Genomic DNA, 23634 nt, shown 5'->3' on the forward strand with positions numbered 1-23634 from the left:
CTTATGAATCCTAATGATATATTGAATAAAGTTCTAATAAGCGCAACCAGCAATCTTAAGAAGAGAAGTGTAGCGGATCCGGCTATTGGAAAACGCTTAGAATATGTCTGCAGATGTATTTCCAACCGTGCTGGCATTAGATTGTTGATGTCTTGTCTTCTTGCAAAGATGCATAAGAAGAACGTCGATCCTCGAAAACCATATACACAAATCGGCTCCACTGATTCCTTCTCCGGGCGAACCTATGATGAACGGTACTTGACACATTTCATAAACGAAAATCAACTTCCATGTAATCCGACTACTGCTTTCTTAACCCCAGCTCTGAGAAACATTGATAGGCCACTAACGACTGATATAGAAATCGTTGGGCGTCCTAGAGAGGTCTACACTTCAACATTACAGCTCTTGCAAGATGTTCATGTTAAGAGGGTAACAGCTGAGGACCTTCTTACTGATGCGGTAAGGTTCTTGATTCAACTGCGTGACGAAAAGCAACGGCGTATGGAAGAATTGGTTCAGGAACTCAAAGAAGGCAAGGGTGCTCTACCCTTATCATCGGAGCACATCGTTATTTTGATTAAGCAACACCTTTCCTGTAAGAACTCAAGCAGGCTTACTGTCTTGGTAGTCGCGGCTGCCTATAAAGCTGCAAGTTCCCGTATTGGAGAATGGAGTAAACCATTGCTCGCGCATAACGCCGCTGACTTACAAACGAAGGCTTTGGGAGACGTTGAAATCTGCCTCGTAGGTGATGAACATGTTGTAACCGCGTACGAGATGAAAATGAAACGCGTGACAGTGGATGACATAGATACGGCTCTTCAGAAGATTGCGAGAGCGAAATCCGAAATTCACAACTACGTTTTTATAACAACCGAGGAAATCGACGCTCTAGTAGCAGATTATGCTTCCAAGTTTTATGAGAAAACCGGCGGGACTGAAATTGCGATTCTTGATTGTATTGGCTTCATCCGCCACTTTCTGCACTTTTTTCATAGACTGCGCGTGGAATTCCTGGATATATATCAGGAGTTGGTCTTGGGAGAACCGGACTCGGCGATTAGCCAACCGCTAAAGGAGGCTTTTTTGACTCTGCGGAAGGCGGCTGAATCTGATGAGTAGAAGAGAAAATGTTGCTACACTGTTGGAGAAAGCTAATGACTATCTAAGACAGAATGATCCTGTACTTCGACGTGTCATCATAGATACTCTACCTTACACAGTATATCGAAAACGAAGCCATTTTGAATCGCTAGTTCGAATCATTATCGGACAACAATTGTCTACCCGGGCCGCGCGTACGATTTTTAACCGAGTCAAATTCACTATAGGAAGCCGCTCTTTCAGTACTAAGGTCTTGTCCGGTGTCCAAGATGAATCCTTGCTTAACGCGGGCTTGTCAGCAGCCAAACTAAGTACGATTCGAAGGTTGATCTCGAGTATAGAATCTGGCAGGCTGGACCTGCGAAGTATGCGCTGGAAAGAGGATAAACAAGTTTCTAAAGAACTAACTCAGATTAAGGGAATCGGACCATGGTCAGCTCAGATGTATCTCATGTTCGTTTTGAAACGTCTTGATGTTTTTCCTGAAGCCGATACAGGCATACTAAACGCGATCAGAAGTCTCTACAATGGCAATGGTGCTGCCATCAACGTAAAGAGTATATCCGATAATTGGAGGCCATTTAGAACGATAGCATGCTGGTATCTGTGGAGGTATCTGGACACTATAGAGTAGTAGAATAGCAAATACCGATAGCTAACGTAGGTCGGATCACGCAGTAGCTCACAGCCGCTAGAAACCGCATAGCCTTCTAAAGCTTGGCCTCCAGCACGGTGATTCTATTCTTCGAAGCATGCAAGGCAAGGTTTACTCCGGATTTCTTGCCTGCAGTAGAGCTTCTCTTGTACTTGTTGAGCTTTCTGACGCACTCGTCCAGCGCCAAATTGAGTTTTAGCGCCTCATCAAAGCTGATCTTGATGTTTATGACCTTCGTGTTCGAAGTCCAGCGTGCCTTTGTTGGACTGAACTTGGCTACTTCGCAGGAGCCATAACCAACGGTCTTGTACCTGCCCACTACGTTCTCCTTCCTTGTATCCCCGTTGTCAGCCTTGAAGAATAGCCCGCCTGTCGGTCTCTTAATACCCCCGGCAGGATTCGAACCTGCTACCCTCTGCTTAGAAGGCAGATGCTCTATCCGAATGAGCTACGGGGGCATTCACTTTCGCCGGTCCGGGCGCACTCAAGCCGCACGTCCGGTCCGCTCCTAAATTAGCCCGTCAGAGCAACCAGGGCAAGATATTTGTCACCGGCCCTTTTGTGGGCGAGGGGCAAGAGGCTTGTCCCGTATGCTGCCGCCCGTGGTAAGCGAGGACGTCAGGTAAAGCGAGCGGTCCGGGCCGTGCGCTCTTGTTGTCCTTCGTATTAGGAAACGACAACATCCGGGTATGGGGGACAGGTGCGCCGCGACGGTCGCGCGGCCTGCAAAAAAGGCCCGCGAACGGGCCTTGCAAGATCGATATGTCGGTGTCAACCAAAGCGGCTCGATTGTCCGCCGGGCCGCTTACCGTGAACTCAGCAGTTCGCCTGGGGGGGCGTCCTCGTGCGTGCGGCCGTCGTCATGACAGGCCGAGCAGTCCGGCGTCTGGTCGAACTTACGGTCGGCGTGGCAGTCGGTGCAGTCCAGTTCGACGTGGATTTCGTCAAGCTGCAACCCGGTGACGGCGTGCGCGAAATTCTCCTGGTTCCACCCGGCGTGGCACGCTCCGCAGTTGCTGTTCAGCCGCCCGATCTGCCGCCCGGTGGGGTGACAGGCCCGGCAGTCGAGTGTCCGGTGATACCGGTTGAGCGGCCAGCCGGTGGAGGCGTGCGAGAAGACCGGCTTTTCTTTCGTGTCGTGGCACTTGCCGCAGGCGTCGTTAACGTGGCAGTCGTTGCAGATGGCGTGGACTTCCTCCATCGACTTAGCCAGCGTGGCCGGTTTCTGGAGGTCGTGGCAGAAGCCGCAGTTTTCCTTCTGGTGGCAGTTGGCGCAGTTCAGCCCGAACAGGTGGATGTGCTCCGCGTGGTGGAACGTCACCACCGGCCCCTCGTTGTACGGTGTCCGGTAGATTTTCGTTTCGGGTTCGGTGATGACGGGGTGCGGGATGCCGATGATGTCGGTCGGGTCGGCCACGGCGGCCATCTCCCGGCCCGCTTCCGGAAGGTGACAGAGGACACAGCGGGTTTCATGGCTCCATTCCCGGTGGCAGCTGAGGCACTGGCGATGGTACGCACCCTTGAGGCCGGGCTGGCGCAGGTTGGTCGGGTTACCCTCACCGCCGTGGCAATCCCGGCAGGGGGGAATCTCTCCGGCGGGCGAATAATGATGACAGGTGGCGCAGTCGCCGCCCATCTCGGCCATTTCGGCGTGGAGTTTGTGGTTGAAATGGACCGGTTTGAACACATCGGCGATGTCACCGAGAAGCATCGAATCGGGGGCCTCGCTCAACGAGTGCGGGACCACGTTCTGGGCCATGGTCAGGCTGGGACAGGGTTGCAGGCACATGTCCGACGGGGTCGGCCGCTCGCAGGTGTGGCACTGCAGGCAGTCGAGAGTCGGCTGGACGGTGTCCTCCGTGTCTGCGGCCAGGGCCACGAGGGGCAGAACGAACGACAGGACAATTGCGGCCCGCCTTATCCGAAGTGGTGCTGCGTTTTTCATGTCAACCCCCCACGCGCGTTTGAACGGGTGCGCCGTGTTCGGCGATTTTATCAGCCGGCAACGAGATGACCGGAAACACCATGACGAACACGCGGTAAACCAGTATCAATGCGGCGATGAAACCGGTCGTGACGAGTATCTCGTATATGGACGGGAAGTACGACTTCTCCTGGTAGAGCGGTTCGTACGCCACCAGGAAGACGTTAATGCGGTTGAGGACTATTCCCAGAATCACCAGCGACGCCGCCGTGAACAGCCCGCCGACCGATTGCCGGAAACGCCGCGTCGCCAGCAGGATCAGAGGAACAATCACGCCGACCGTTATCTCGATCAGGAACATTATCGACTTTGTCGAGAACTCCAGCACCGACGGCCAGACCTCGCGGATCGTGATGTCGCCGATCCGGATGGCCAGGTAGACTCCCAGCAGAACCAGCGTGTACCGCGAGATCGACGAGAGCACCGGCAACTCCGGCTTGAGCTTGAACGAACGCGCGGCCAGGACGGATTCGAAGATGACCATGGGGAACCCGACCATTATCGCGGACAGCAGAAAGAGAAGGGGTGATATGGGGGTGTACCACAGCGGGTGCATCTTGGTCGGCACCAGGATCATGAGCGTGCCCAGGGACGACTGGTGCATGCACGAGAGCACCACGCCGGCGATAATGAACAGCGAGACGAGCCGTCCGAGTGTTCTGTTGGCAACCTGAAGAAAGGATTCGACCAGCTTGTTGAACAGCGCCAGGACGCCCGGGAGGTTGACCCGTCCCTTGAAGCGTTCCACCACGATGGGTAGGAACTCGATGTAGAGCACGGTCAGGTAGGTCATGACACAGATGCCGACCTCGAACAGCGCCGAGTTTCCCTGCCACATGCTCGGCAGCACGGGATGCCAGATGTTGTAGAACCGCCCCAGGTCGACCAGCACGCCAAGGGCCACAAAGGTGTAGCCGAGCATGGCGGTCAGCAGGGCCGGCCGGGTAATGACGTGGTATCTCTCCCGGTGAAAGACGTCGGCCAGGGCCGCAGACGTAAAGCCGCCGGCCGCCAGCGCCACGCCGCAGGCTACGTCAATGGCAATCCAGATACCCCACCCGTAACCGTTGTCGAGATTCGTGGCCGCACCCAGCCCGCCTACGAAACGATAGACCAGCGAGCCAATGCCGAGCAGCATGACGCCGAACAGTATCTTCGTCCCGGGAGTGAAGAACGTGGCCCGCATCGGAACGGGAATCTCGCGTGAACTCATCGCGGGACCTCCTGCTGGTTGTGCTCGTCACGCAGTGAGTGCATGATGAGGCCGAGAAGCCCGTAGAGTGCTAACGGCGGAACGAACCACTTGAAAATGCCGTGCTGGATCGTCTCGGTTTTCGGGGGGAGCGGGTCCGACGGCAGTTCGGGCAGTTCGGAGAATTTGAAGTCGATGGGGGAGAGGTACATCCAGCTCGTGCCGCCAACCTCGTGTTCGCCGTATACATGATCGACGTACTTGTCCGGCAGGGCCTTGATGCGGGCGCGGGCGATGTCGAGCATCTCATGGCGGGTGCCGAAGGTGAGCGCCTCGGTCGGACAGACCGTGACGCAGACGGGCCTGCGACCCTCGGTTGCCACGCGCTCATGGCAGAACGTGCACTTCCTGACCTCCGGGTCGAGCGGGTTGTCGTATTCGTAGGTCGGGATCTGGAAAGGACACGCGACGATGCAATAACGGCATCCGATGCACTTCCACGCGTCGTAGGTCACGGCCCCGAGGGGCATCTTCTGCAACGCACCCACGATGCAGGCCGATACGCAGGCCGGGTAGTTGCAGTGCATGCACTGTGCTTTCATCATGAAGCTCGTCGCCGGGTTGGCCGGGTCGGCATAGCGGTTTACGACCGTGTACGCCTTTGTGCCCGGGCGGCGGTGTTTCTCGAAGACCGTCTTGTCCTCAAACGAGGCCGCGCTTCGACCGGATTGCGTGTGCTCCTGGTCGCAGGCCAACTCGCACTTCCGGCACCCGATACATACCCGCGTGTCAACAAGCACGCTGTAGACCTCTCCGCAATCGATGGGGTATTCATCATCGGAAGCCAGCGCGCTCCCGGTCGAGAGCGTGACCGCGCCGGCGGCGGCCAGCTTGAAAAAGTCTCGTCTCTTGATGCTCACTTTACCTTACCTTCTGCTGCGCAGACTTCAACCGTCGGCGGCTGTGCGTGTGACGGGGCTACCGTGCTGGGGTGATTATTGTGAAACATTTCACAATCCAGCAACCAAGTACCCACACCAGCAGAGAATATATAACCCTCCCCCGTCAAGTCAATAGTTATTAGTAACTAATTAGCGCGCCTGTGCCGGTACGCTCCGTGCATGTGTCTGTCAGAAAAGGACTAACAGGTTCATGTGACGCAAGGGTTGTCGGGTTCGGAACGGCAACAGGGTGCGGGGGGAAGCTACGCTCGAAGCTGGCCTTGACACGTACAATACTCATCGGGGTGAGAGGATTTGAACCTCCGACATCTTGCTCCCAAAGCAAGCGCGCTACCGGACTGCGCCACACCCCGATTTCGTCGCCTGACAATACGCCACAAGTTTTACAGTGTCAAGTGGTTACTGCCATCCGAGCGATTCGCCCCGGCGCCGAACCTGGCCGAATCGGCGACATTGACCTTGCCATCGACAGGATTTCACTTACATTTGACCACTATGTCCAGGACAAACCTCATGGGCTTCACGCGCAGCCAGTTGGAAGAGGTTATGACCTCCCTGGGGGAGAAGCCGTACCGGGGCCGCCAGCTCTTCAAGTGGCTCTACCACACCCGGCAGCACGATTTCAATCTCATGACCGATCAGTCCCGGGACCTTCGCGAGCGTCTCGTTGCCGCCTATGAAATCCGGCCCATCGAGACGGCTCACCGGGCGAAGTCGGTTGACGGGACCGAGAAGTTCCTGTTCCGGCTTGACGATGGTCATGGCGTCGAGGCGGTGCTGATTCCGGACAACGGTCGCGGTACGGCCTGCGTTTCCAGCCAGGCCGGGTGCGCCCTGGGGTGCCGGTTTTGCGCCACCGGGGTGATGGGCTTGCGGCGCAGCCTGACGGTCGGTGAGATCGTCAGCCAGCTTTTGCTGCTCCGGGACCTGCGGGGAGGCGGCTGCTTTACGAACGTCGTCTTCATGGGCATGGGGGAGCCGCTGCACAACTTTGAGAACATGGTTGAGGCCATCGGTATAATCAACGACAGCAGCGGGCTGGCCGTGGCGGCACGGAAGATCACGGTGTCGACCGTGGGCATCGCTCCGAAGATCCGTACGCTTGCCGACAGTGGCTTGAAGGTCAGGCTGGCCGTTTCGCTCAACGCGGCTACCCAGGAGAAGCGGGCCGAGATCATGCCGCTGGCCCGCAAGTATGGTCTGGACGAATTGATGGAGGCGGTGCGGTATTATACGCAGAAGACCGGAACCCGGGTCACGTTTGAATACGTGCTTTTCGACGGCTTCAACGACGGTATCGAGGACGTCGAGGCGCTGTCCCGGCTGGTCAGAGGGGTACCGTGCAAGATAAACATCCTGGCGTACAATCCGGTGCCGGGGCTTGACTTCAAGCGGCCCGGTGACGACAAGGTCGACTGGTTCGGCCGCCAGTTATTTCCGCGAGCGCCGGCCGTGACCGTCCGCAAGAGCCGGGGAACCGATATCCAGGCGGCGTGCGGTCAGCTGGCCGGGCGAATGCAGTGAGCAGCGTAACAGGAGGAAGACTTGGAACACCGTTTGCGTAAAGCTGTTGGCATCCTGGCCGCGTGCGCGCTCACCGGCAGTGTGTGCGCCCAGCAGGACCTGATTATTGGTAACATCGACATCCCCTCCTTTCGGTGGGGCCGTCAGACCGCTACTTTTGAGGTCACCAACAACTCGGATTGGGTCAAGTACATCACCGTGGAGACGGAGATCCAGTTCGAGGGGACGTACCTCGACCCGGTGCGCAAAGTGCACACGTCCTATCCGCTGGCCTCGGGCGAGACCCGGACGTTGACCCCGGAAATCGACATACCCGGCAACTACGGCAAAGCCAGCCTGTACATCCGGCTGTACGACGTCGTCGATACCCTGGACGACATACTTGCCGGGCAGAAAGTGTTTGAACAGCCGTTCCATCTGACTTTCCATATTCCTCCCGAGATCCAGCCTTACTTCCAGGAGAAGATCGTTCTGCCGCCGATGGTGGACAACAACCCGGTCTGGGACAACGAATTCGCCCACCTCCTGCCGGTCTTGCTGGTGGAGGGAAAGTCGCTTCCCGAAATTGCGGCTCTCATGAACGCCGACACCGGTTTTGTCAAGGGCGTGGCCGAAGAGCTGCGCCGCAACGGGTCCCTGTACAAAAACAAGGACAGCACTTTCACACCCCTGTTTCCCGTGTTCCTGGTCGGGCAGGCCGAGGCGACAAAGCGACTGGTTGAGCAGGCTTCGGACCGGATGGCGGCCCTGATCCAAAACAATTTCAAGGACTACGACGCCGTACTGGATAGCCTGGTCAGGGCGGACGCACTGACGACGGACAGTAATGACTTCCTGGACGGCGGGACGGTGCTGTACCGACGGTACCCGATGGTCGCGGGGCTTCTTCTCTGGTACCACCTGGGCCAGGTATTCATCACCGGTCGAACACCGCTGAGTATTTTCGACCAGACGGACCCGTGCCGTGCACGCATCGGCAAATACATGTACGCGGTGCAGGGTGGGGACGTCTTCCAGGGGCGCCACTATTACAATTTGCGCCGTACCGGGACCGGCCTGGAGATTCTCTACGGCGACACGCTTCCGCGCCTGCGGTGTCCCTCCGGGGCCGGGGCCAGAGAGGCGGCGCGGGGGAGACCGGACTACCAGTACACGCCCGAGTTAACGCCGGAGCCGTTTTTAGTGTCGGCCGGCGTCGTGGCGCCGGCCCTGGTGGCCCTGAGCAAAGGTGTCGACGATGTCTTCCTGTCAATCCGCGATACCCTCACAAGCGTTTCTTCCGATCACGGTCATGAGACGGTTACGGTGGGTGAACGGTACTGGTTCTGGAACCAGTTGACTACGCGGACGATTGACAAGCTGGTCAAAAACGGGGTCCTGCAGCGGCGCGGCAACGGACAGTTCAGATTCACGGTGTCAGAATGAGCCCGGCGGCGGCACTCAGGGTGCTCCGCGTGCCGGTCGTTGCCGTGCTGGTCGGTCTTTTGAACGGCTGTAGCAAGGAGACGCCCTCGCGCGAGCACATCCCGGTCCTCCGGCAGTGCATTCTCGACCTGCAAAGCGCCATAAGTTCCAGCAACCCGGCGGCCATCGACTCCCTTCTCTCCGTGCAGATACTGTCCAATGAGCAGGACTCCGATTCGCTTCTGTCGTTCGTTTACGGTCCCGACCGTGATTTCCCCTTCGAGCGCCTGGGCGACTGTGAGATGTTCTTCACGAGGGACAAGGCCCGGGTCGACTGCTATATCATGGACAGCACGGGCCGGCCGGACCGTCCCGTTACGCTGACCTTTGTGTACGAACACGACCTCTGGCTGCTCAAGCGCTTCGAGCCCGGGCTGGCCAGGCCGCAGCCCGTTGAAGGGGAATAAGAAAGGCGCCCCGGAGGGCGCCCTTTTTCAAACAACGACGAGTGTCGCTCGGGTCGCGTACTTACAAATCTTGGCTCGCCGCTTCCGTTGTCATCAGTTTGGAATACTCCTGCGGCGTGGACAGGAGCCGGACGGCCTCCTGGACCGCCTTGTCGGACGTCAACACGACGTTTTCATACACGCCGCGTTCGCCGAACACGGAGGAGACTATTTCACGCTTGAGTGCCCGCTTGACGTACAGAAGTGATTCTTCGAAATCCGCGCTCTTTTCGCGTTCCACCATGTCGCTCAGTTCGTCCAGAGATGACTGGAAAACTTCTTCCTTGTCTTCCTCGGTGATGGTCTGGCGCATGTCTTCGAGGGCCACCTGCAACGCCGATTTGTACGTGAATTCCTTGTCCTTGATGAAGCCTCGGAACTCCTCGGCGATCTCATCGGTCACCTCGAAGTCGGGACGGATATCGGGATGGTCGGCGACGTACTGTACGGCAAAGTCGAAGAACATCGACTTGCGCTCGAGGTTGATTTCAATCGTTTTCCACGTTTCGCGGTCGATCTCCACGTCGGGGATAATGCCGCCGCCTCCGTAAACGATGCGTCCGCCGTTTGTGTAAAAGACTTCCTTCTCGCCGACCACGAGCGAGTCAGGCTGCTCTTCGTCGATCAGCGGGTGCTGCGGCGGTTCCTTTGACTGTTTCTCCGGCTTCTGGATACACCGGCCGGACGGAACGTAGTACTTGGCGGTGGTCAGCTTCAACGCCAGGGACCCGTCGTTGGCCACGGGAAATATCTGTTGAACCAGGCCCTTGCCATAGGTGGTGCTGCCCATGATGATACCGCGGTCCCAGTCCTGGATGGCCCCGGCCACGATCTCGGAGGCCGAGGCGGTCCCGGCGTCAACCAGCACCACTATCGGCTTATCCTGCGGGAGCAGAGGGGGACGCTCCGAGACATAGTGCCGTTCGGTGCTGATGTCCCGTCCCTTGGTATAGACAATCTCGCGCCCCTCGGTCAGGAACAACTCGGCCACCTCCTTGGCCTGGTCCAGGAGCCCGCCGCCGTTGGAGCGAAGATCCAGTATGAGCGAGGAAACATCCTGCTTGTTCAGATCGCTGATCGCCGTCCGCAACTCGTGGCCGGTTTCCTCGGCGAAGCGGGACAGGCGGACGTAGCCGATGTCGGTACCCGGGATGACGCCCGAGTAGTTGACGGACTTGAGTGCAATGACGGCTCGCTCGACCTCGAATTCGAGGAGGTCGGCGATTCCCGCCCGCTTGATCTGCAGCATCACGCTGGTCCCGGCGTCTCCGCGCATCAGTTCGGCCGCGTCCGACGAGTTCATGTCCTCGGTTGACTCACCGTCGATCATCCAGATGATGTCCCCGGCCCGCAGGCCCCTGCGATATGCCGGCGTGCCTTCAATCGGCGAGATGATGACGATATGACCGTCGCGAGCGTCGATCTGCATGCCCAGTCCCGAGTACTTGCCGTGGGTGCTCTCCATCAGCGCGTCGTAGGAAGACTTCTCCATGAGAACCGAAAAGCGGTCCAGGTCGGAGAGCATGCCGACAATCCCGGACTTGATCAACTGTTCGACGTCGACGTCCTCCATATAGTGATTGCGGACGCTGAACGAGGCCTGGGTCAGTTTCTTGACGTTCTTGAGAAATGTATCCCGGTCGCCGAGTGGAGGTTCGGGACTTTCGCTGGTCGTCTCATTCAGATTTATGTGCACCGTGTCGGCCCACAGCACCGACTCCGGTTCGCCGGCTGTCTGGGACGCATCGCCCGGCCCTGCAAACCATATCAGCGCAAGTGCAAAGAGAGTAATACCAAAGAGCTGTACAGAGTACCGAACCATCAGAGCCTCCAGTCTACGGCGATTTCAAGCGCAATGTAGCTACTGCCGGTTACTTGTCAAGTCAGGGCCGCCCGGCCAAGGTCCGTATCCCTTTACTATCTATTACAGTTAGCTTGACCATTTTGTTTCCAGAAGTCTTGGGCCCCGTTAAGTGTGCCGGACTAACCTCTTACCTTTCTTATCATTATGGCCCTTCACCTGCTGATAATAGTAACATTTCTCGTGCCCGTTCGTCCATAAATGTAGTAGTATTCCGATCAGGCTCATGATCCTGAGGGTAACCGATCACCGATGAGGCCGTTCAGGGAATCGTTCGCGTTTAGTGCCATCCTGCACCTGCTGTTTCCGGGACTGGGGTATCTCTTCTGGAAGGAGTATGCCTTTGGCATCTTTGTTTTCCTTATCATGTTGCTGGCCTCGGTCCTGTTCTTTGTTTCCTTTCTCGTAAGCGTGCCGTGGCACCTGAAACTTGTCCTTATGAGCCTGCCGCTGGTCTTCTACCTTTTCTCCTTTTTCGACCTGGCCAAGGCGGTCGGCATGCGGCGTGCCAAGCTCCGCCGCTCCGGGCGGGCAGCCATGGTATTCCTGCTGCTGGCGCTTGTGTATCAATTCCTGGCACCGAGCGCACCGGGCAACTTTGTCATCCGGAATCTCCCCGACGTTTACGTCATGAACCATAACCGCCTCGGACCCCTGTTTCGGAGAGGGGAGGTGCTGACGGCCAACCGGCTGGCATACTCCGCCAACCTCGTCTTCTTCAACTACCCCGTCTATCACTCGCTGCCGGCATACTTCGACGTCGTTCGATTTGCGGATCGCGACGACCGCAAGTACACGGGCCTCGTTGTCGGTCTGCCCGGTGACCGGATAGAAATGTCCGGCGGGACGCTGATTGTGAACGGGCGGCCCGAATATCATCAATTCGGGAACGCCTTCGGGCTGGCCGGGGATTGGCCGTTGACAGCGGCTCAGGACAACTCTATCTTGGTAGCTACTGTGAACCTTGGAACAATTGACAGCGTTCACCAAGTCTCGCTGCTGGCACTCATCGGTAAGGTTGACCGGCTGTTTCGATGATCATCAGAAACCTCATCTTCGATCTCGACGGCACCCTGGTTGATTCCTCGGACGGGGTCGTGGAAGCCGTCAACTACTCTTTACGGTGCGCCGGCGCGCCGGAACGTCCACCCGACGTGATAAAGGCGTACATCGGTTACCCTCTGGAAGAAATGTACCGGGACTTTACGGACCTGCCGGTCGGGGAACTGCGCGAGCATTTCCGGATCAAGGCAGCCCGAACCGTTGTCCCCTCGGCTACAGCCCTCCAGGGAGCGGACTCGGTGCTTCGCACGTTGCATGCGGCCGGCTACCGGATGGCCGTGGCCACGACCAAGATTCGGCAGCACGTTGACGGTATCCTGGCCAAGCTCGGCTGGGACGCGCTGGTCAGCGTCTCCGTGAGCGGCAACGAGGTCAAGCGGGTAAAGCCGGACCCCGAGCCTTTTCGCCTCGCCCTGCAGGGACTGGCCGGGACGCCCGAGGATACGCTGGCCGTCGGCGACACCATCAACGATGTGCTGGCCGCCAGGGCGGTGCCGATGCAAGTGGTGGCCGTGTCATCACCGTACGGCGGCAGGGAAAAATTGAAAGCGTCGAAACCCGACTTCTTTATCGAATCCATAGCCGAACTGCCCGCGTTACTCAACGGTGGCAGGTCCTGACGGGAGGCTGTATGAAAAAGCTCGATATACATTCGTTCAAGACACGTTTCGGGACCGTCAGGACGGCGGCCACCGGCGCGGGACTGGCACTCGTGTCGCTGCCCGGAGAGTCGGCGCGAGACTTTCAGCGGCGGGCGGAGAGTCTTTTCGGGGACTGCCGGCTCGGACGCGGGGGAGGCATCAACAAGCGGGCCGAGCAGCAGATTGCGGCCTTTCTGGAGGGCAGGCGCAGGCGCTTTTCCCTTCCGCTGGACCTGACGGGGACCGCGTTTCAGAAGAAGGTGCTCAGACGCGTGGCCAGGATCCCGTACGGTTCCACGATGACGTACGGAGACATCGCGCGGGCCGTCGGCCATCCGGCGGCCTCCCGTGCGGTCGGCGCCGCCAACGCCCGCAACGCGCTGCCGCTGGTGATTCCGTGCCATCGGGTCGTCAGCTCCACGGGCCTCGGCGGTTACGGGGGCGGTGTTGAACTTAAGAAAAAGCTGCTGCGGATGGAAGGTGCACTTTAAGTTCGTGACGAGCAATCTCTTCTCTTACGTGACAACCTGAAACAAACAGGGGAGTAAGTATGGACCCTCGCGTGACAAGGCTGGCGAAACTGCTTCTTAACTACTCTCTTCGCCTGAAGAAAGGTCAATTGCTGAAGATACAGGGAGAGATAGCAACCCTGCCATTGATAAAGGCGGCCTATGAAGAAGCCGTCAGAATAGGCGCTCACCCTTATACGGACATTATCGTCCCGGACAATCGAGAGATCCTGCTGAAGCATGGCTCGGACAATCAACTTGGGTACGTCACTCCGATGTCAAAGGTCGAAGTGAACAGGATCGACGCCCTGCTGGCCATCTGGGGATCGGAGAACACCCGGTACCTCTCGGGGGTCAAGCCCAGGCGCCAGGTCCTCATGCAGCGGGCACGCAAGCCGTACCTCACCAAGCTGTTCAAACGGTCGGCCGAGGGCAGTCTCAGGTGGGTCGGCACCCTGTATCCTACTCTGGCCGATGCCCAGCAAGCGGAACTGTCCCTGACCGATTTTGCGGAGTTCGTCTATCGGGCCGGGCATCTGCAGGCCGCTGACCCCGCCAAGCACTGGAAAAAGGTGCAGAAGGAGCAGACGCGGCTGGGAAGGATACTTGATCGCGTGGACCGGATTCACGTCCGAACGAGCGGCACGGACCTCAAGTTGCGCGCGAAAGGGCGCAAGTGGATCAGTTGTCACGGGACGCAGAACTTTCCGGACGGGGAGATATTCACGTCTCCCATCGAGGACTCCGCCGAAGGCAGGGTCCGGTTCTCATATCCTTCAGTTTATGCCGGGAGGGAAGTCGAGGGCGTCGAGCTGGAGTTCAGGAGAGGTCGGGTCGTGCGCGAATCGGCCGACAAGAACCTGCGGTATCTGACCGAGATGCTGAACATGGACACCGGGTCACGTCGACTCGGCGAGTTCGCCGTCGGCACCAACTACGATATCAAGCGCTTCTCGAAAAACACCCTTTTTGACGAGAAGATCGGCGGGACGTTCCACATGGCGCTGGGGGCTTCGATTCCCGAAGCGCGCGGCAAAAATAAGAGCGCTCTGCACTGGGACATGGTCTGCGATCTGAAAAAAGGCGGAGAGATTATTGCCGATGGTAAGGTGATCTACCGTAACGGCAAGTTCACCATCTAAACCGGGTTCCGCCCCGAGAGAATATCAAGAAAAACCGGCCCGGCACAACGCCGGGCCGGTTGGCTTTCAAGTCTCTGCTATGGTCAGCACATTTCCCCCCGAGGACCGCCGGCGCAACCGGCCGAACGCTCTCACTGACATGCCGACGGCTCTGTATTGCTGATAAACAGGTAGTCAATCAGCGCGGTAAGGTCGCCGATGTCCACGTCGCCTTCCTCGTCACCGTCAGTGTTGCCTTCCGGCATGCACTCTAGCTCGGTCTGAGTGATGAACAGGTAGTCGATCAGGCGGGTCAGGTCACCGATATCGATGGCCTCTTCCTCGTCGCCGTCAATGTTCCCGGTAATGCCCAGGCAGCAGGATTCGCAGACGTTACCGACGCCGTTGCTGTCAGCGTCAGCCTGGTCCGGATTGAAATCGTCGGGACAGTTGTCGACCGCACAGGTGTTGGCCGCGAAGCCGGGATTACCGTAACCGTCACCGTCCGTGTCCGTACAATCATCACAGACGTCGCCGACTTCGTCACCGTCCGCATCTTCCTGGCCCGGGTTATAAATGGCCGGGCAGTTGTCCGTCAATTCACCATACCCGTCGGCGTCCTGGTCGTAGGCGATGGCGGCGTCAACGTTGATGATCCCCCAGCCGTAAGTGGTGCTGTCCGGTGAGCCGGCCTTGGAGGCCGTCTCCCGTAACGCCTCGCGCACCATGGCCGGGGTGAAATCCGGTCGTGCTTCGATGACGAGGCACACGGCCCCGGCCACCAGGGGCGTGGACAGTGACGTGCCGTTCACGTAGGCATACGAGAAATCGCTCGAGGCCGACGCGCAATACGTCGAAACACCCCGGGCGCAAACGTCGGGCTTGGGCCGGCCGTCGGATGTCGGTCCGCGCGACGAGAAGCTGGCGATACTCCCCACCGACGTCACTGCCCCGATCGACAGAATGTCAAACGCGTCGGCCGGAGCGGTAAGCGTACCCAGCGCGGGGCCGTCGTTACCCATCGAGTTGCACATCACGATTCCCAGACCGTCGCACGTGCCGGCCGCAATGCTTATCGTCGCCGTGGCCCCATCCATGTCCTCGTACGTGTAGCCGCTGGCATCGTCCCATCGCATATAGCCGAGAGACGTCGTGATGACGTCGGTTCCAACGGAATCCGCGAACTCCAGTGCCGCCACCCAGTTGTCCTCTTCAACCGGGGTCTCGGAACGGAGATCTTCGGTCTTGCATAGAATGAAGTTGGCTTTATAGGCCGGCCCGTAAATCGTGCCGTCCAGTTCGCCTCCCGAGGTCGACCAGATGTATGTTCCATGGTTCCACTGATTGGACACGTCGCCCGTTTCGTTGGCCGTATTGCCGTCATTGAAGACAAAATCCCACTCGGCCAGCACGCGGCTTTCGGACCAGTGGAAAGCGAATGACTGGTGACTCTTGCGGAATCCGGTATCCATGATGGCCAGGGTCACGCCCTGACCGCTATATCCTTTGTCATGAACCGCCGGGACGTTGATCTGGGTGAGCTGGCTGACCGAGGCCCCGTAGTTCAAAGCGTCCGGAGCCTGCGCCGTAGGATAGCCCTCCGTGTCGCGCAGATCGGAAAGGCTGACTGGTTCAACCTTTCGGCCCGCCGCGATAGGTTTGATCCCGGTCACGAACGGCAGCGAACCGATATCGTCCAGCCGGTCCATCGGCGCCTCGAAACTGGCCGCGTTTAACCATCGGGACGTCCGGCGATGCGTGGCGCCAAGGTCAACGATCCGGTCGATATAGTCAGGCGCCACCGGGAGGTCGGCAAAGACGACCTTGTCCAGTCCCACCTTGGCCCGGCGTCTCAGGGCGCGTTCCGTCAACGTGACGGAGGACGCCGCCCGGGCGAAATCTGAGCGACTGAACACAGCCTTATCAGTGAAGAAGACCCAGATCTTGACGGTATCACCGTCACGACCGGCCAGGAACTCACGGGTAGCGGTGGTGACAGGGTGGGAGGCTTTATCGAGGACCACCGGTTCTTCGCTCAGTATCGGCCTGTCGGCCGAGTAACCGGGAATCGATGCAGCGATAGCGAGGACGATGCCGCATACAAGCAGACGAACGAATATTCCGGGACGCGTTGACATGAAGAAGTCCTTTCAGCAGAACGGATGTGTGGTTACACTATAGTTGTGAGACCATTTACACATATAATTTACGACGAGAGGTCTAATTGTCAACCGTAAACTGTTCGGCTGCAACCACCATGCACCTTCTAACGCCCTCTTGAACATATGCCAACGTGACATTGTTCCTATCAGAGTACGCCTCCCGTCTGCCGTGCTCCTAAATGCTTATCGGACAATCACGGATCATCCGTAGCCGTCAGCAACAGAAGTCGTGGCGTTCGGGCGCAGGTTCTGCGGAGTCTCGGTGCCAGGTCACGGGCGGTCCGTAAAGGCAGGCAAGAAAACCCGGATCCTGGCTGCGTCGCCGTGACGCCTGGCCAGGAAGTCGCGGGTTGCGGCGCTGACCGGTACAGGGGATTCTTCAATAAGCAGGCGTTTCTCCCAAGACTGCCTGGACCTGTAAGGCGTTATCAGGGAATATCTTGTCCGGAAACAGGTGTATTGAGATCCCAGTCTCGTCCCTACGGCATTATTCCAACACCTGTGGAATCCGTCCCATACGTTTTCGGCGGCTGGCCGGTCGATTCTGATCCTTGTAACCTTGCGGCCCGGCCGTTGTGCGGGTAACTCCTTGCCGGACAGGCGGGTCGACCGGGGCGCCACGGGCCGGGGCAGGCCGTCCGGAACCGGCACGGGTTCTGCTAATCTTTGCTTGGGCGATCCTTCGCGTGCAGGTGCCGCCGAGGCGCCGCCTCTGAGGGTCGGCCTGTGGAAAGTTACCATGTTCAAGGGTGCAGGTGATGGAAATGGAAAATAGACTCACATCGAATCGCGGCGTTACGCTCATCGAGTTGATGATTGTAACGGTAATAGTAGGTATTGTCTCTGCCATGGCCGTCCCGAGGTTTCAGATTGCCTGGGAACGGATGAAGATCAGGGGTGCCAACCGGGCCATTACGTCGACAATCCGGCTGGCTCGGTCGTACGCCATCAGTGACAAGGAACAGTACGGGCTGCTCTTCGATGGCGAGGCCCTGACCGTCACCCTGTTTAAGGACGTAGTCAACCCGAGCGGACTGCTGTTTGAGACCGGGGATTCGGTTATCCGGGTGGATACGCTGCCCCAGGAATACACCTTCCTGGGTACCGACTGCACGAACGACGTGCTGGCCTTCAGACCCAACGGTTCGGCCGAGTTCGACGGAGGCGGCAACGTGTACGCCATGGCCAGCACTGCCGACGTGGTCGCGATTCACCAGAACAACATTCTGGCCTCCACCGGGCGAGTGGCCTGCTCGAGCTATATTTACTGACCCGGCCTGCCGGCCGGCCTGGCCGCAGATTCGACCCCTCTCGTTTCGGGAGGGGTTTTTCTCTGCATGCCAACGGCTTACGTTGCCTGTCTCGGTGCCGGTAAAGGATGCCAGGGCATTTTCCGATAACAACCCTATCGCTGACAAAGACCGTCCGCCGGGCGCCATTATATCCGGAGTCGGCTGATCCGTTTTTGTCGGCAGGACCTTAACCGGAACCTGATTTTGCCGATAGATAAGGTAAAGTTAACTAATCCGGACGGACGGAAATTCGGACATCATCAAACAAGGGTAGCCCATGTTTTCCTTAGGCAAGAGTAAGAGCACGGTTGGGCTGGATATCGGGGCGAGTTCCATCAAACTCGTCAAGCTGGACCACGACAAGAACGGCTACTCGGTTTCCGCAATCGGGATCCGCGAGCTGCCTCCCGAAGCCATTGTCTCCGATGAGATACGGGACCGGGAAGCGGTGATCTTCAACGTCCAGTCTCTAATAGACCAAACTGATCCGAAAATCAGGGACGTCGTCGTTTCGGTCTCCGGACACAGCGTCATCACGGACAAGTTTACTATTGATAAGAAAACCGGTCCCGAGGCCGAGCAGGCGATCCTGTTTGAAACGGAACAGCGGGCCCCGTTTGACGTCGACGACGTCAGCCTCGACTACCACGTTATCAAGACCGATGACGAGATCAACAAGATGGACATTCTCCTGGTCGCGGCCCGGAGAGAGTTTCTCAGGATGTACCTCGAGTTGATCGAGGACTGCGGCCTGCATCCCATGATCGTCGACGACGACGCCTTCGCCATCTTCAACGCCTACGAGTGCAACTACGAGGTGGATCCCACGCGCGTTACGGCACTGGTCAATATCGGCCACGACGTCACCAACGTCACGTACCTTTCGGACGGCTTGTTCGCCGCCACCAGGGACGTTTCGGCGGGTACCCGCGAGATTTTTGACGCCGTCCAGAAAGAGTTCCGGCTCAACCCCGAACTGACCTCCAAGGCTATGAAGGGTGAGATGTCGGATTCGATTGACCAGGATATGTTCAAGGCCACCGTGGTTTCGGCAACCGAGGAGCTGATTTCGGGTATCGAGCTGGCCTTCTCCTACTTCAAGTCCCAGACCAAGATTGAACATATCGACTGGCTGGTGCTCTCCGGCGGCGGCGCTCTGGTGCCGTACTTGCCGGAATACGTTCAGTCCAAACTGAACGTGCCGCTGGAACTGGCCAACCCGTTACGGAACATTGACTACGACCCCGAACTCTTCCAGTACCTTCAGCCCGAGAAAATCGCGCCGCTGCTGACGGTGGCGGTTGGCCTGGCGATGCGGAAAGTGAGGTAGGCAACTATGATAGAAATAAATCTGCTCCCCAAAGAATACCTCAAGCGCACCCGCGCCTTTTCGCTGAGCAAAGCCGGCAAATACGTGGCCGCCGGTGCGGCCGGAGTAGTGGTTATTCTCGCGGGCATCACGTTTTACCAGATACACGAACTGAACAAACTCGAGGATAACATCGAACGGGCCAACCGGCGCGCTGACATGCTTCGCCAGGACATTCAAATGGTCGATGCGCTGATCGACGTGAAGGAGAAGATCACCAGCCGGATGGCGGCCGTGGAGAAGCTGGATCGCCACCGGTCCGCCTGGGTTCGTATCCTGGAGGATCTGGCGCGCAACGTTCCGGAGTTCGTGTGGCTGAACGCATGCCGGGAGAAGCCGGCACCGTCGATCGCGGCCGATTCGACGGCCGCAATGACGACCGACGAAACGGCGTCGATGCGTACCGCTGAGGTCGAAGGGTACTCCTTTACCCTCAACGCCCTGGCCGCGTTCATGATAAAGATGATGCGCTCCGAGTACTTCGATGACGTTGAACTGGTATCGGCCGACGAGGTCTCCTTCGATGAAGCCGGTCAGGCCGCTTCGACCAGCCAGCGGATACAGAAAGGCCAGAAGGCCTATGGTTTCGTCCTGACCTGCAGTGTCCACTACCTGTCCGAGGAAGAACTGCGCAACCTCATCGCCAACGCCGATCAGCCGGATAAGCCGAGTACCTCAACGACGAGCCACCGACAGCTTAACTAGGGAAGTGACTATTATGGATTTCAAGGATTCCAAAACGCAGAAACTGGCGATCGCCATCCTGGCCTTTTTCATAGTCACGTACTTCTGGTACTCCCGGGCGTTCTCGCTTTACAACAACAGCATCGAAACGAAGAACCAGGAGTTTGAGACCATTACCACCAACCTCCGCAACGTGGAGATGAAGGCCAAGTCCCTCGACGCCCTGCAACTGGAGTACGCCGACCTGGTCGGCCGCTATCATGAAATCGAAGCGCTGCTGCCCGAGGTAAAGCAGGTGCCCTCGTTGCTCGTGCAGATGCACACGGCCTCGTCCCTGACCGGGACCAAGATCACCAAGGTGCAACCGCTGACAATTGAATCCGAGGATTTCTATAATGTGGCGCCGTTTGCGGTGGAGATGGTCGGTACCTACCACGATTTCGGCCGGTTCATAAGCTATGTCGCCAATTTCCCCTTCATCGCCAACGTCGAGCGACTTCAGATCAAGGCCCAGGATGCCGTCGTGGCCAACGCCATGATCGAGGAGGATCGCCCGGTCGAACTTGGCCGCAAGAAGGAAACCATAACCGCCAGCTTTGTGCTCTCCACATACTTCGTGAAGGAACATGAACGGCTTGAGGATCTGGTGCTTTAGGAGACGAAGATACCATGAAACGTTGTGCTTGCATACTTCTGATCGGAATGTTCCTGGCCGCGGGTAACCTGTATGCTGCGCGTGTCACGAACGTCGAGCTGTCTCATGAGAACGGCGCCACGGTGGCCAGCATAAAGTTGGACGGCTCGATTCGGTACATGCATCAGACCGAGGTTCCCAAGGACGGTAAACCGTACCGCGTTATTGTCGACGTTCTGGCCGCGACGCACGACCTGGGCGCCTGGGAGTTTACGGACCTGCCGAAATGCCCGGTCGTCCGCATCCGCACGAGCCAGTACGCGGTAAAGCCCGAGAAAATCGTCCGCCTTGTCTTTGACATGGCGGGCTCGCCCCTGTACCGCATTGAGACCGACAAGGAGGCGATACGGGTGACGTTCACGGACAAAAACGTCGCGCCGTTCGCCGCCTGGTCCAGTTCGACTTCGCAGGCTGTAACCGGCCGTTTCAGCGCCCCCGTGACCTCCGGCCGACCGTCGGTATCGGCTGCTGAGGAGAATACTGCCATCGACAGGGATCGGCTGGCCAGCCTGACTTCGGCGGAGAAGCCGCGCCCGGACGCCGCTGCGGTCAAGGGGAAAGCGGCCGGGCAAAAACCCTCCGGCGCGTCCGTCAAGGCGAGTTCAAAGACTGATCTCCCGTCGCCCGCAAAGGCCTCAAAGGGTACCGCCGCTATCCGGCCCGCCGCGCCCGTTGAAATACCGGAGGTAACCAAAGTCAAGATGCATGATACCGTCTACGGTCCGGAAATCAGCGCGCGCAGTGCGGAAATAGAAAAGGTTCAGGAAAGTACGCCCGCACCCTCGGCCGGACTCGGGACGAGAAAAGCCCCGGCAAAAGAGAATTCAACGGCTGCGTCCTCCCGGCCACAGCAACTGACCGAGAGACAGAAACCGGCTTCAGATACGAAACTAAAGACCTCGGCGGCTCAGGTCAAGCCGGAGGTCAGCAGCAGCGAGCCGGCCAAAGCCGCTTCTTCTACCAAGCCTGCGGCCACGAAGGCGGCCCATTCCAGGCAGGAGCCGACAACTCCCAAGGCTGCCGCCGGGCAGCCCGCCGGCGACCAGAAGGTCTTGGCTAAAAAGCTGAAGGGCGATCAAAAGGGAAAGCCTGCGTCCCGGGAGCCGGCCCCTGGGAAGGCGTCGAAAGCCACGGCACAGGCACCTTCCAAAGCCGTCGGCACGGAGGCCGCCGCGACGCGATCAACGTCGCGCTTCCGGCGGTCAACCAGCAAGATCAAGGGGACCATGGTGGCCGAATTCCCGAAGCGGCTGGTAATCAAGTACCACGCCAGGCTCTCTCGTGACCCCTTCGAAGCCCTGATTAACGAGACGAAAACCTACGAAGGCCCGATAGAGACAAGGATTCCCAACGTCGAGGGGCTCAAGCTGGTAGGCATTATCGAGTCGGCGACGGAAGCTAACCGTGCGCTCCTCGAGGACAAGACGGGATACAGCTATATCCTCAAGTCCGGTGATAAGGTCAAGAAAGGGTACGTGTTGCGCGTCGAACAAGACCGCGTCTACTTTCAGATATTTGAATATGGGTGGTCGCGAACGGTCGCCCTCTCGCTTGATGAATATTAGGAAAGGCTGGTGCTGATATGTTTAGACGACAGATGAGACGGCTTCAATTCCTCCTTGGAATCACGCTGCCCGTGTTGGTCTTCCTCGTGTCGGTCACTGCCCAGGAAGGCAAAGATCCGGAGGCGCTGATCGAATCGCTTCAGTTTCAGGCGGCTGACATTCACTCCGTGCTGACGTTCCTGGCGGACTACGGCGGCGTGAACGTGGTGGTTTCCCCCAAGGTGGAGGGTACGGTAACGATCAAGCTGAGCAACGTCCACTGGCGCACCGCCATGGACATTATCGGACGCACCTACGATCTGGCCGTCGTTGACGAGGGAGACGGGTACATCCGCGTTCTTCCGTCCGAGGATTTCCGCAAGGAAGTTACGGAGTCCAACAAACACAGTCAGGAGCAGCGCCAGCTCGTTGAGCTGGAGACCAAGATCGTCAAGATCTCCAACTCGACGGCGGAGGATATCGTCAAGACCGTCAATTCGCTCATGACTGAACGCGGCCAGGCGACCGCGGACGTGCGCTCGAACTCCATCATTCTTCAGGAAGTTCCGGATAACATGGCCACGGTACTGGAGTACATCGGCGAACTGGACAAACCGTCGCGACAGATCAAGATCTCAGCCCAGCTGCTGGAAATCTCCTCGCAGGGGTTGGAGGAAATAGGTGTCTCCTGGACCTCGGAGGGCACGTACACCACCAATTCCGACCGCAGCTACACCCAGACCGGCCAGGTAGACGCCGAGGCCAAGAGCGCCGTCGGCCGGTACACGCTGGGTAGTATTCGGCCCGGTGACTGGACCCTGAACGGCTTTATTGAGGCCATCGTCTCTGAGGGCAAGGGTAAGATCATCGCCCATCCGGAGATAACCACGCTGGACAATACCGAAGCCCGGATACAGATGGGGCAGAAGGTACCGGTCAAGCAATTCGATGAATCCGGCAACGTCGTCATCAAATTCGAGGAAGTCGGTACCATCCTGGTCGTGACCCCCCATATCACGGCCGAGAACCAGGTTCTGATGCACCTGCAGCCGGAACGGTCGACCTACCAGTTTGATCCTAACGGCGTCATTATCAACACCAACAACGCCGAGACCCGGATCATAGTGGAGAACGGTCAGACCGCGGTTATCGGAGGGCTGACGACCCAGGACGAGGTCGAATCCGTCGATGGCGTCCCCATACTCAAGGATATTCCGGTCCTCGGCGCGCTGTTCCGTCACAGCCAGAAACGGACCGAAAGCCGCGATCTGGTCATTTTCGTCACTCCGAGCATTGTCGAGGATGATCTGGCCATGAAGAATTAGCCGGGCCAGGGTATTCTCCTGAAAGTAAAGGCTCCC

General features: G+C 58.2%; 20 protein-coding genes and 2 tRNA genes. 14 read left to right on the forward strand and 8 right to left on the reverse strand.

Annotated features, from left to right (window positions below):
* Positions 1-3 precede the first annotated feature (3 nt).
* A complete protein-coding gene (locus VMY05_10740; protein HUV31552.1) occupies positions 4-1125 on the forward strand; it encodes a restriction endonuclease, SacI family in 1122 nt (373 codons plus the stop codon).
* 692 nt (positions 1126-1817) lie between these two features.
* Here VMY05_10740 and VMY05_10745 read toward each other — a convergent pair.
* The 6 genes from VMY05_10745 to VMY05_10770 all read right to left on the reverse strand — a co-directional run bounded on the left by VMY05_10745 (position 1818) and on the right by VMY05_10770 (position 6253).
* Positions 1818-2081, reverse strand: a complete 264-nt coding sequence (locus tag VMY05_10745; GenBank protein ID HUV31553.1) for a hypothetical protein — start codon at positions 2079-2081, stop codon at positions 1818-1820.
* 65 nt (positions 2082-2146) lie between these two features.
* Positions 2147-2220: transfer RNA gene (locus VMY05_10750), tRNA-Arg, on the reverse strand.
* Between the two features lie 347 nt (positions 2221-2567).
* Positions 2568-3707 (reverse strand): cytochrome c3 family protein, encoded by a 1140-nt coding sequence (locus VMY05_10755; protein ID HUV31554.1) that lies wholly within the window; start codon positions 3705-3707, stop codon positions 2568-2570.
* Position 3708: 1 nt separating this feature from the next.
* Entirely contained in the window at positions 3709-4959 is a 1251-nt protein-coding gene (gene hybB / locus VMY05_10760) for a Ni/Fe-hydrogenase cytochrome b subunit (protein ID HUV31555.1), read from the reverse strand.
* Entirely contained in the window at positions 4956-5858 is a 903-nt protein-coding gene (locus tag VMY05_10765; protein HUV31556.1) for a 4Fe-4S dicluster domain-containing protein, read from the reverse strand. The genes hybB and VMY05_10765 overlap by 4 nt, the downstream gene beginning before the upstream one ends.
* A gap of 321 nt (positions 5859-6179) precedes the next feature.
* Positions 6180-6253: transfer RNA gene (locus tag VMY05_10770), tRNA-Pro, on the reverse strand.
* Positions 6254-6395: 142 nt separating this feature from the next.
* On the opposite strand from VMY05_10770, the gene rlmN reads away from it, so the two are divergent.
* From rlmN to VMY05_10785, 3 genes are read left to right on the forward strand one after another with little or no spacing between them, the layout of a single operon-like run.
* The gene (gene rlmN, locus VMY05_10775) at positions 6396-7424 is read left to right on the forward strand and encodes a 23S rRNA (adenine(2503)-C(2))-methyltransferase RlmN (GenBank protein ID HUV31557.1); all 1029 of its coding nucleotides are present in this window, start codon (positions 6396-6398) and stop codon (positions 7422-7424) included.
* A 33-nt stretch (positions 7425-7457) separates the two neighbouring features.
* Complete coding sequence (locus VMY05_10780) at positions 7458-8849, forward strand: hypothetical protein (GenBank protein HUV31558.1); 1392 nt, start codon at positions 7458-7460, stop codon at positions 8847-8849.
* A complete protein-coding gene (locus tag VMY05_10785; protein HUV31559.1) occupies positions 8846-9295 on the forward strand; it encodes a hypothetical protein in 450 nt (149 codons plus the stop codon). The genes VMY05_10780 and VMY05_10785 overlap by 4 nt, the downstream gene beginning before the upstream one ends.
* Positions 9296-9356: 61 nt before the next feature.
* Here the strand turns inward: VMY05_10785 and VMY05_10790 are convergent, their stop codons facing one another.
* Positions 9357-11156 carry a S41 family peptidase gene (locus tag VMY05_10790; GenBank protein HUV31560.1) on the reverse strand — a complete coding sequence of 600 codons (1800 nt, stop codon included), beginning with the start codon at positions 11154-11156 and terminating at the stop codon, positions 9357-9359.
* A gap of 291 nt (positions 11157-11447) precedes the next feature.
* On the opposite strand from VMY05_10790, the gene VMY05_10795 reads away from it, so the two are divergent.
* Genes VMY05_10795 through VMY05_10810 form a run of 4 tightly spaced genes read left to right on the forward strand, consistent with a single transcriptional unit; the run spans position 11448 to position 14549 of the window.
* Positions 11448-12233: a S26 family signal peptidase gene (locus tag VMY05_10795; protein HUV31561.1), complete on the forward strand. Its 786-nt coding sequence runs from the start codon at positions 11448-11450 to the stop codon at positions 12231-12233.
* Positions 12230-12877, forward strand: coding sequence for an HAD family hydrolase (locus tag VMY05_10800; GenBank protein HUV31562.1), 648 nt, complete (start codon positions 12230-12232; stop codon positions 12875-12877). The genes VMY05_10795 and VMY05_10800 overlap by 4 nt, the downstream gene beginning before the upstream one ends.
* An 11-nt stretch (positions 12878-12888) precedes the next feature.
* The gene (locus tag VMY05_10805) at positions 12889-13389 is read left to right on the forward strand and encodes a methylated-DNA--[protein]-cysteine S-methyltransferase (protein HUV31563.1); all 501 of its coding nucleotides are present in this window, start codon (positions 12889-12891) and stop codon (positions 13387-13389) included.
* A gap of 59 nt (positions 13390-13448) precedes the next feature.
* Positions 13449-14549, forward strand: a complete 1101-nt coding sequence (locus tag VMY05_10810) for an aminopeptidase (protein ID HUV31564.1) — start codon at positions 13449-13451, stop codon at positions 14547-14549.
* Between the two features lie 131 nt (positions 14550-14680).
* Here the strand turns inward: VMY05_10810 and VMY05_10815 are convergent, their stop codons facing one another.
* Positions 14681-16666: a S8 family serine peptidase gene (locus tag VMY05_10815; protein ID HUV31565.1), complete on the reverse strand. Its 1986-nt coding sequence runs from the start codon at positions 16664-16666 to the stop codon at positions 14681-14683.
* A gap of 788 nt (positions 16667-17454) precedes the next feature.
* Here VMY05_10815 and VMY05_10820 point away from each other — a divergent pair.
* From VMY05_10820 to VMY05_10845, 6 genes are all read left to right on the forward strand, one after another.
* Positions 17455-17961 (forward strand): prepilin-type N-terminal cleavage/methylation domain-containing protein, encoded by a 507-nt coding sequence (locus VMY05_10820; protein ID HUV31566.1) that lies wholly within the window; start codon positions 17455-17457, stop codon positions 17959-17961.
* Positions 17962-18259: 298 nt separating this feature from the next.
* The gene (gene pilM, locus VMY05_10825) at positions 18260-19312 is read left to right on the forward strand and encodes a type IV pilus assembly protein PilM (protein ID HUV31567.1); all 1053 of its coding nucleotides are present in this window, start codon (positions 18260-18262) and stop codon (positions 19310-19312) included.
* A 6-nt stretch (positions 19313-19318) separates the two neighbouring features.
* A complete protein-coding gene (locus VMY05_10830; GenBank protein HUV31568.1) occupies positions 19319-20056 on the forward strand; it encodes a PilN domain-containing protein in 738 nt (245 codons plus the stop codon).
* 13 nt (positions 20057-20069) lie between these two features.
* The gene (gene pilO / locus VMY05_10835) at positions 20070-20690 is read left to right on the forward strand and encodes a type 4a pilus biogenesis protein PilO (protein HUV31569.1); all 621 of its coding nucleotides are present in this window, start codon (positions 20070-20072) and stop codon (positions 20688-20690) included.
* A 14-nt stretch (positions 20691-20704) separates the two neighbouring features.
* Positions 20705-22294, forward strand: a complete 1590-nt coding sequence (locus tag VMY05_10840; protein HUV31570.1) for a hypothetical protein — start codon at positions 20705-20707, stop codon at positions 22292-22294.
* Between the two features lie 17 nt (positions 22295-22311).
* Positions 22312-23598 carry a secretin N-terminal domain-containing protein gene (locus tag VMY05_10845; GenBank protein ID HUV31571.1) on the forward strand — a complete coding sequence of 429 codons (1287 nt, stop codon included), beginning with the start codon at positions 22312-22314 and terminating at the stop codon, positions 23596-23598.
* The last annotated feature ends 36 nt before the right edge of the window (positions 23599-23634 follow it).

Source organism: Acidobacteriota bacterium, from assembly GCA_035529075.1.
GTDB lineage: Bacteria > Zixibacteria > MSB-5A5 > GN15 > FEB-12 > DATKXK01.

Bases quoted from the DNA above. Each gene is read 5' to 3' on its own strand.
- pilM (HUV31567.1), top strand. From the start codon at position 18,260: ATGTTTTCCTTAGGCAAGAGTAAGAGCACGGTTGGGCTGGATATCGGG.
- VMY05_10795 (HUV31561.1), top strand. From the start codon at position 11,448: ATGAGGCCGTTCAGGGAATCGTTCGCGTTTAGTGCCATCCTGCACCTG.
- VMY05_10830 (HUV31568.1), top strand. From the start codon at position 19,319: ATGATAGAAATAAATCTGCTCCCCAAAGAATACCTCAAGCGCACCCGC.
- VMY05_10845 (HUV31571.1), top strand. From the start codon at position 22,312: ATGTTTAGACGACAGATGAGACGGCTTCAATTCCTCCTTGGAATCACG.
- VMY05_10740 (HUV31552.1), top strand. From the start codon at position 4: ATGAATCCTAATGATATATTGAATAAAGTTCTAATAAGCGCAACCAGC.
- hybB (HUV31555.1), bottom strand. From the start codon at position 4,959: ATGAGTTCACGCGAGATTCCCGTTCCGATGCGGGCCACGTTCTTCACT.
- VMY05_10755 (HUV31554.1), bottom strand. From the start codon at position 3,707: ATGAAAAACGCAGCACCACTTCGGATAAGGCGGGCCGCAATTGTCCTG.
- pilO (HUV31569.1), top strand. From the start codon at position 20,070: ATGGATTTCAAGGATTCCAAAACGCAGAAACTGGCGATCGCCATCCTG.
- VMY05_10805 (HUV31563.1), top strand. From the start codon at position 12,889: ATGAAAAAGCTCGATATACATTCGTTCAAGACACGTTTCGGGACCGTC.
- VMY05_10820 (HUV31566.1), top strand. From the start codon at position 17,455: ATGGAAAATAGACTCACATCGAATCGCGGCGTTACGCTCATCGAGTTG.
- VMY05_10815 (HUV31565.1), bottom strand. From the start codon at position 16,666: ATGTCAACGCGTCCCGGAATATTCGTTCGTCTGCTTGTATGCGGCATC.
- rlmN (HUV31557.1), top strand. From the start codon at position 6,396: ATGTCCAGGACAAACCTCATGGGCTTCACGCGCAGCCAGTTGGAAGAG.
- VMY05_10785 (HUV31559.1), top strand. From the start codon at position 8,846: ATGAGCCCGGCGGCGGCACTCAGGGTGCTCCGCGTGCCGGTCGTTGCC.
- VMY05_10800 (HUV31562.1), top strand. From the start codon at position 12,230: ATGATCATCAGAAACCTCATCTTCGATCTCGACGGCACCCTGGTTGAT.
- VMY05_10810 (HUV31564.1), top strand. From the start codon at position 13,449: ATGGACCCTCGCGTGACAAGGCTGGCGAAACTGCTTCTTAACTACTCT.
- VMY05_10790 (HUV31560.1), bottom strand. From the start codon at position 11,156: ATGGTTCGGTACTCTGTACAGCTCTTTGGTATTACTCTCTTTGCACTT.
- VMY05_10840 (HUV31570.1), top strand. From the start codon at position 20,705: ATGAAACGTTGTGCTTGCATACTTCTGATCGGAATGTTCCTGGCCGCG.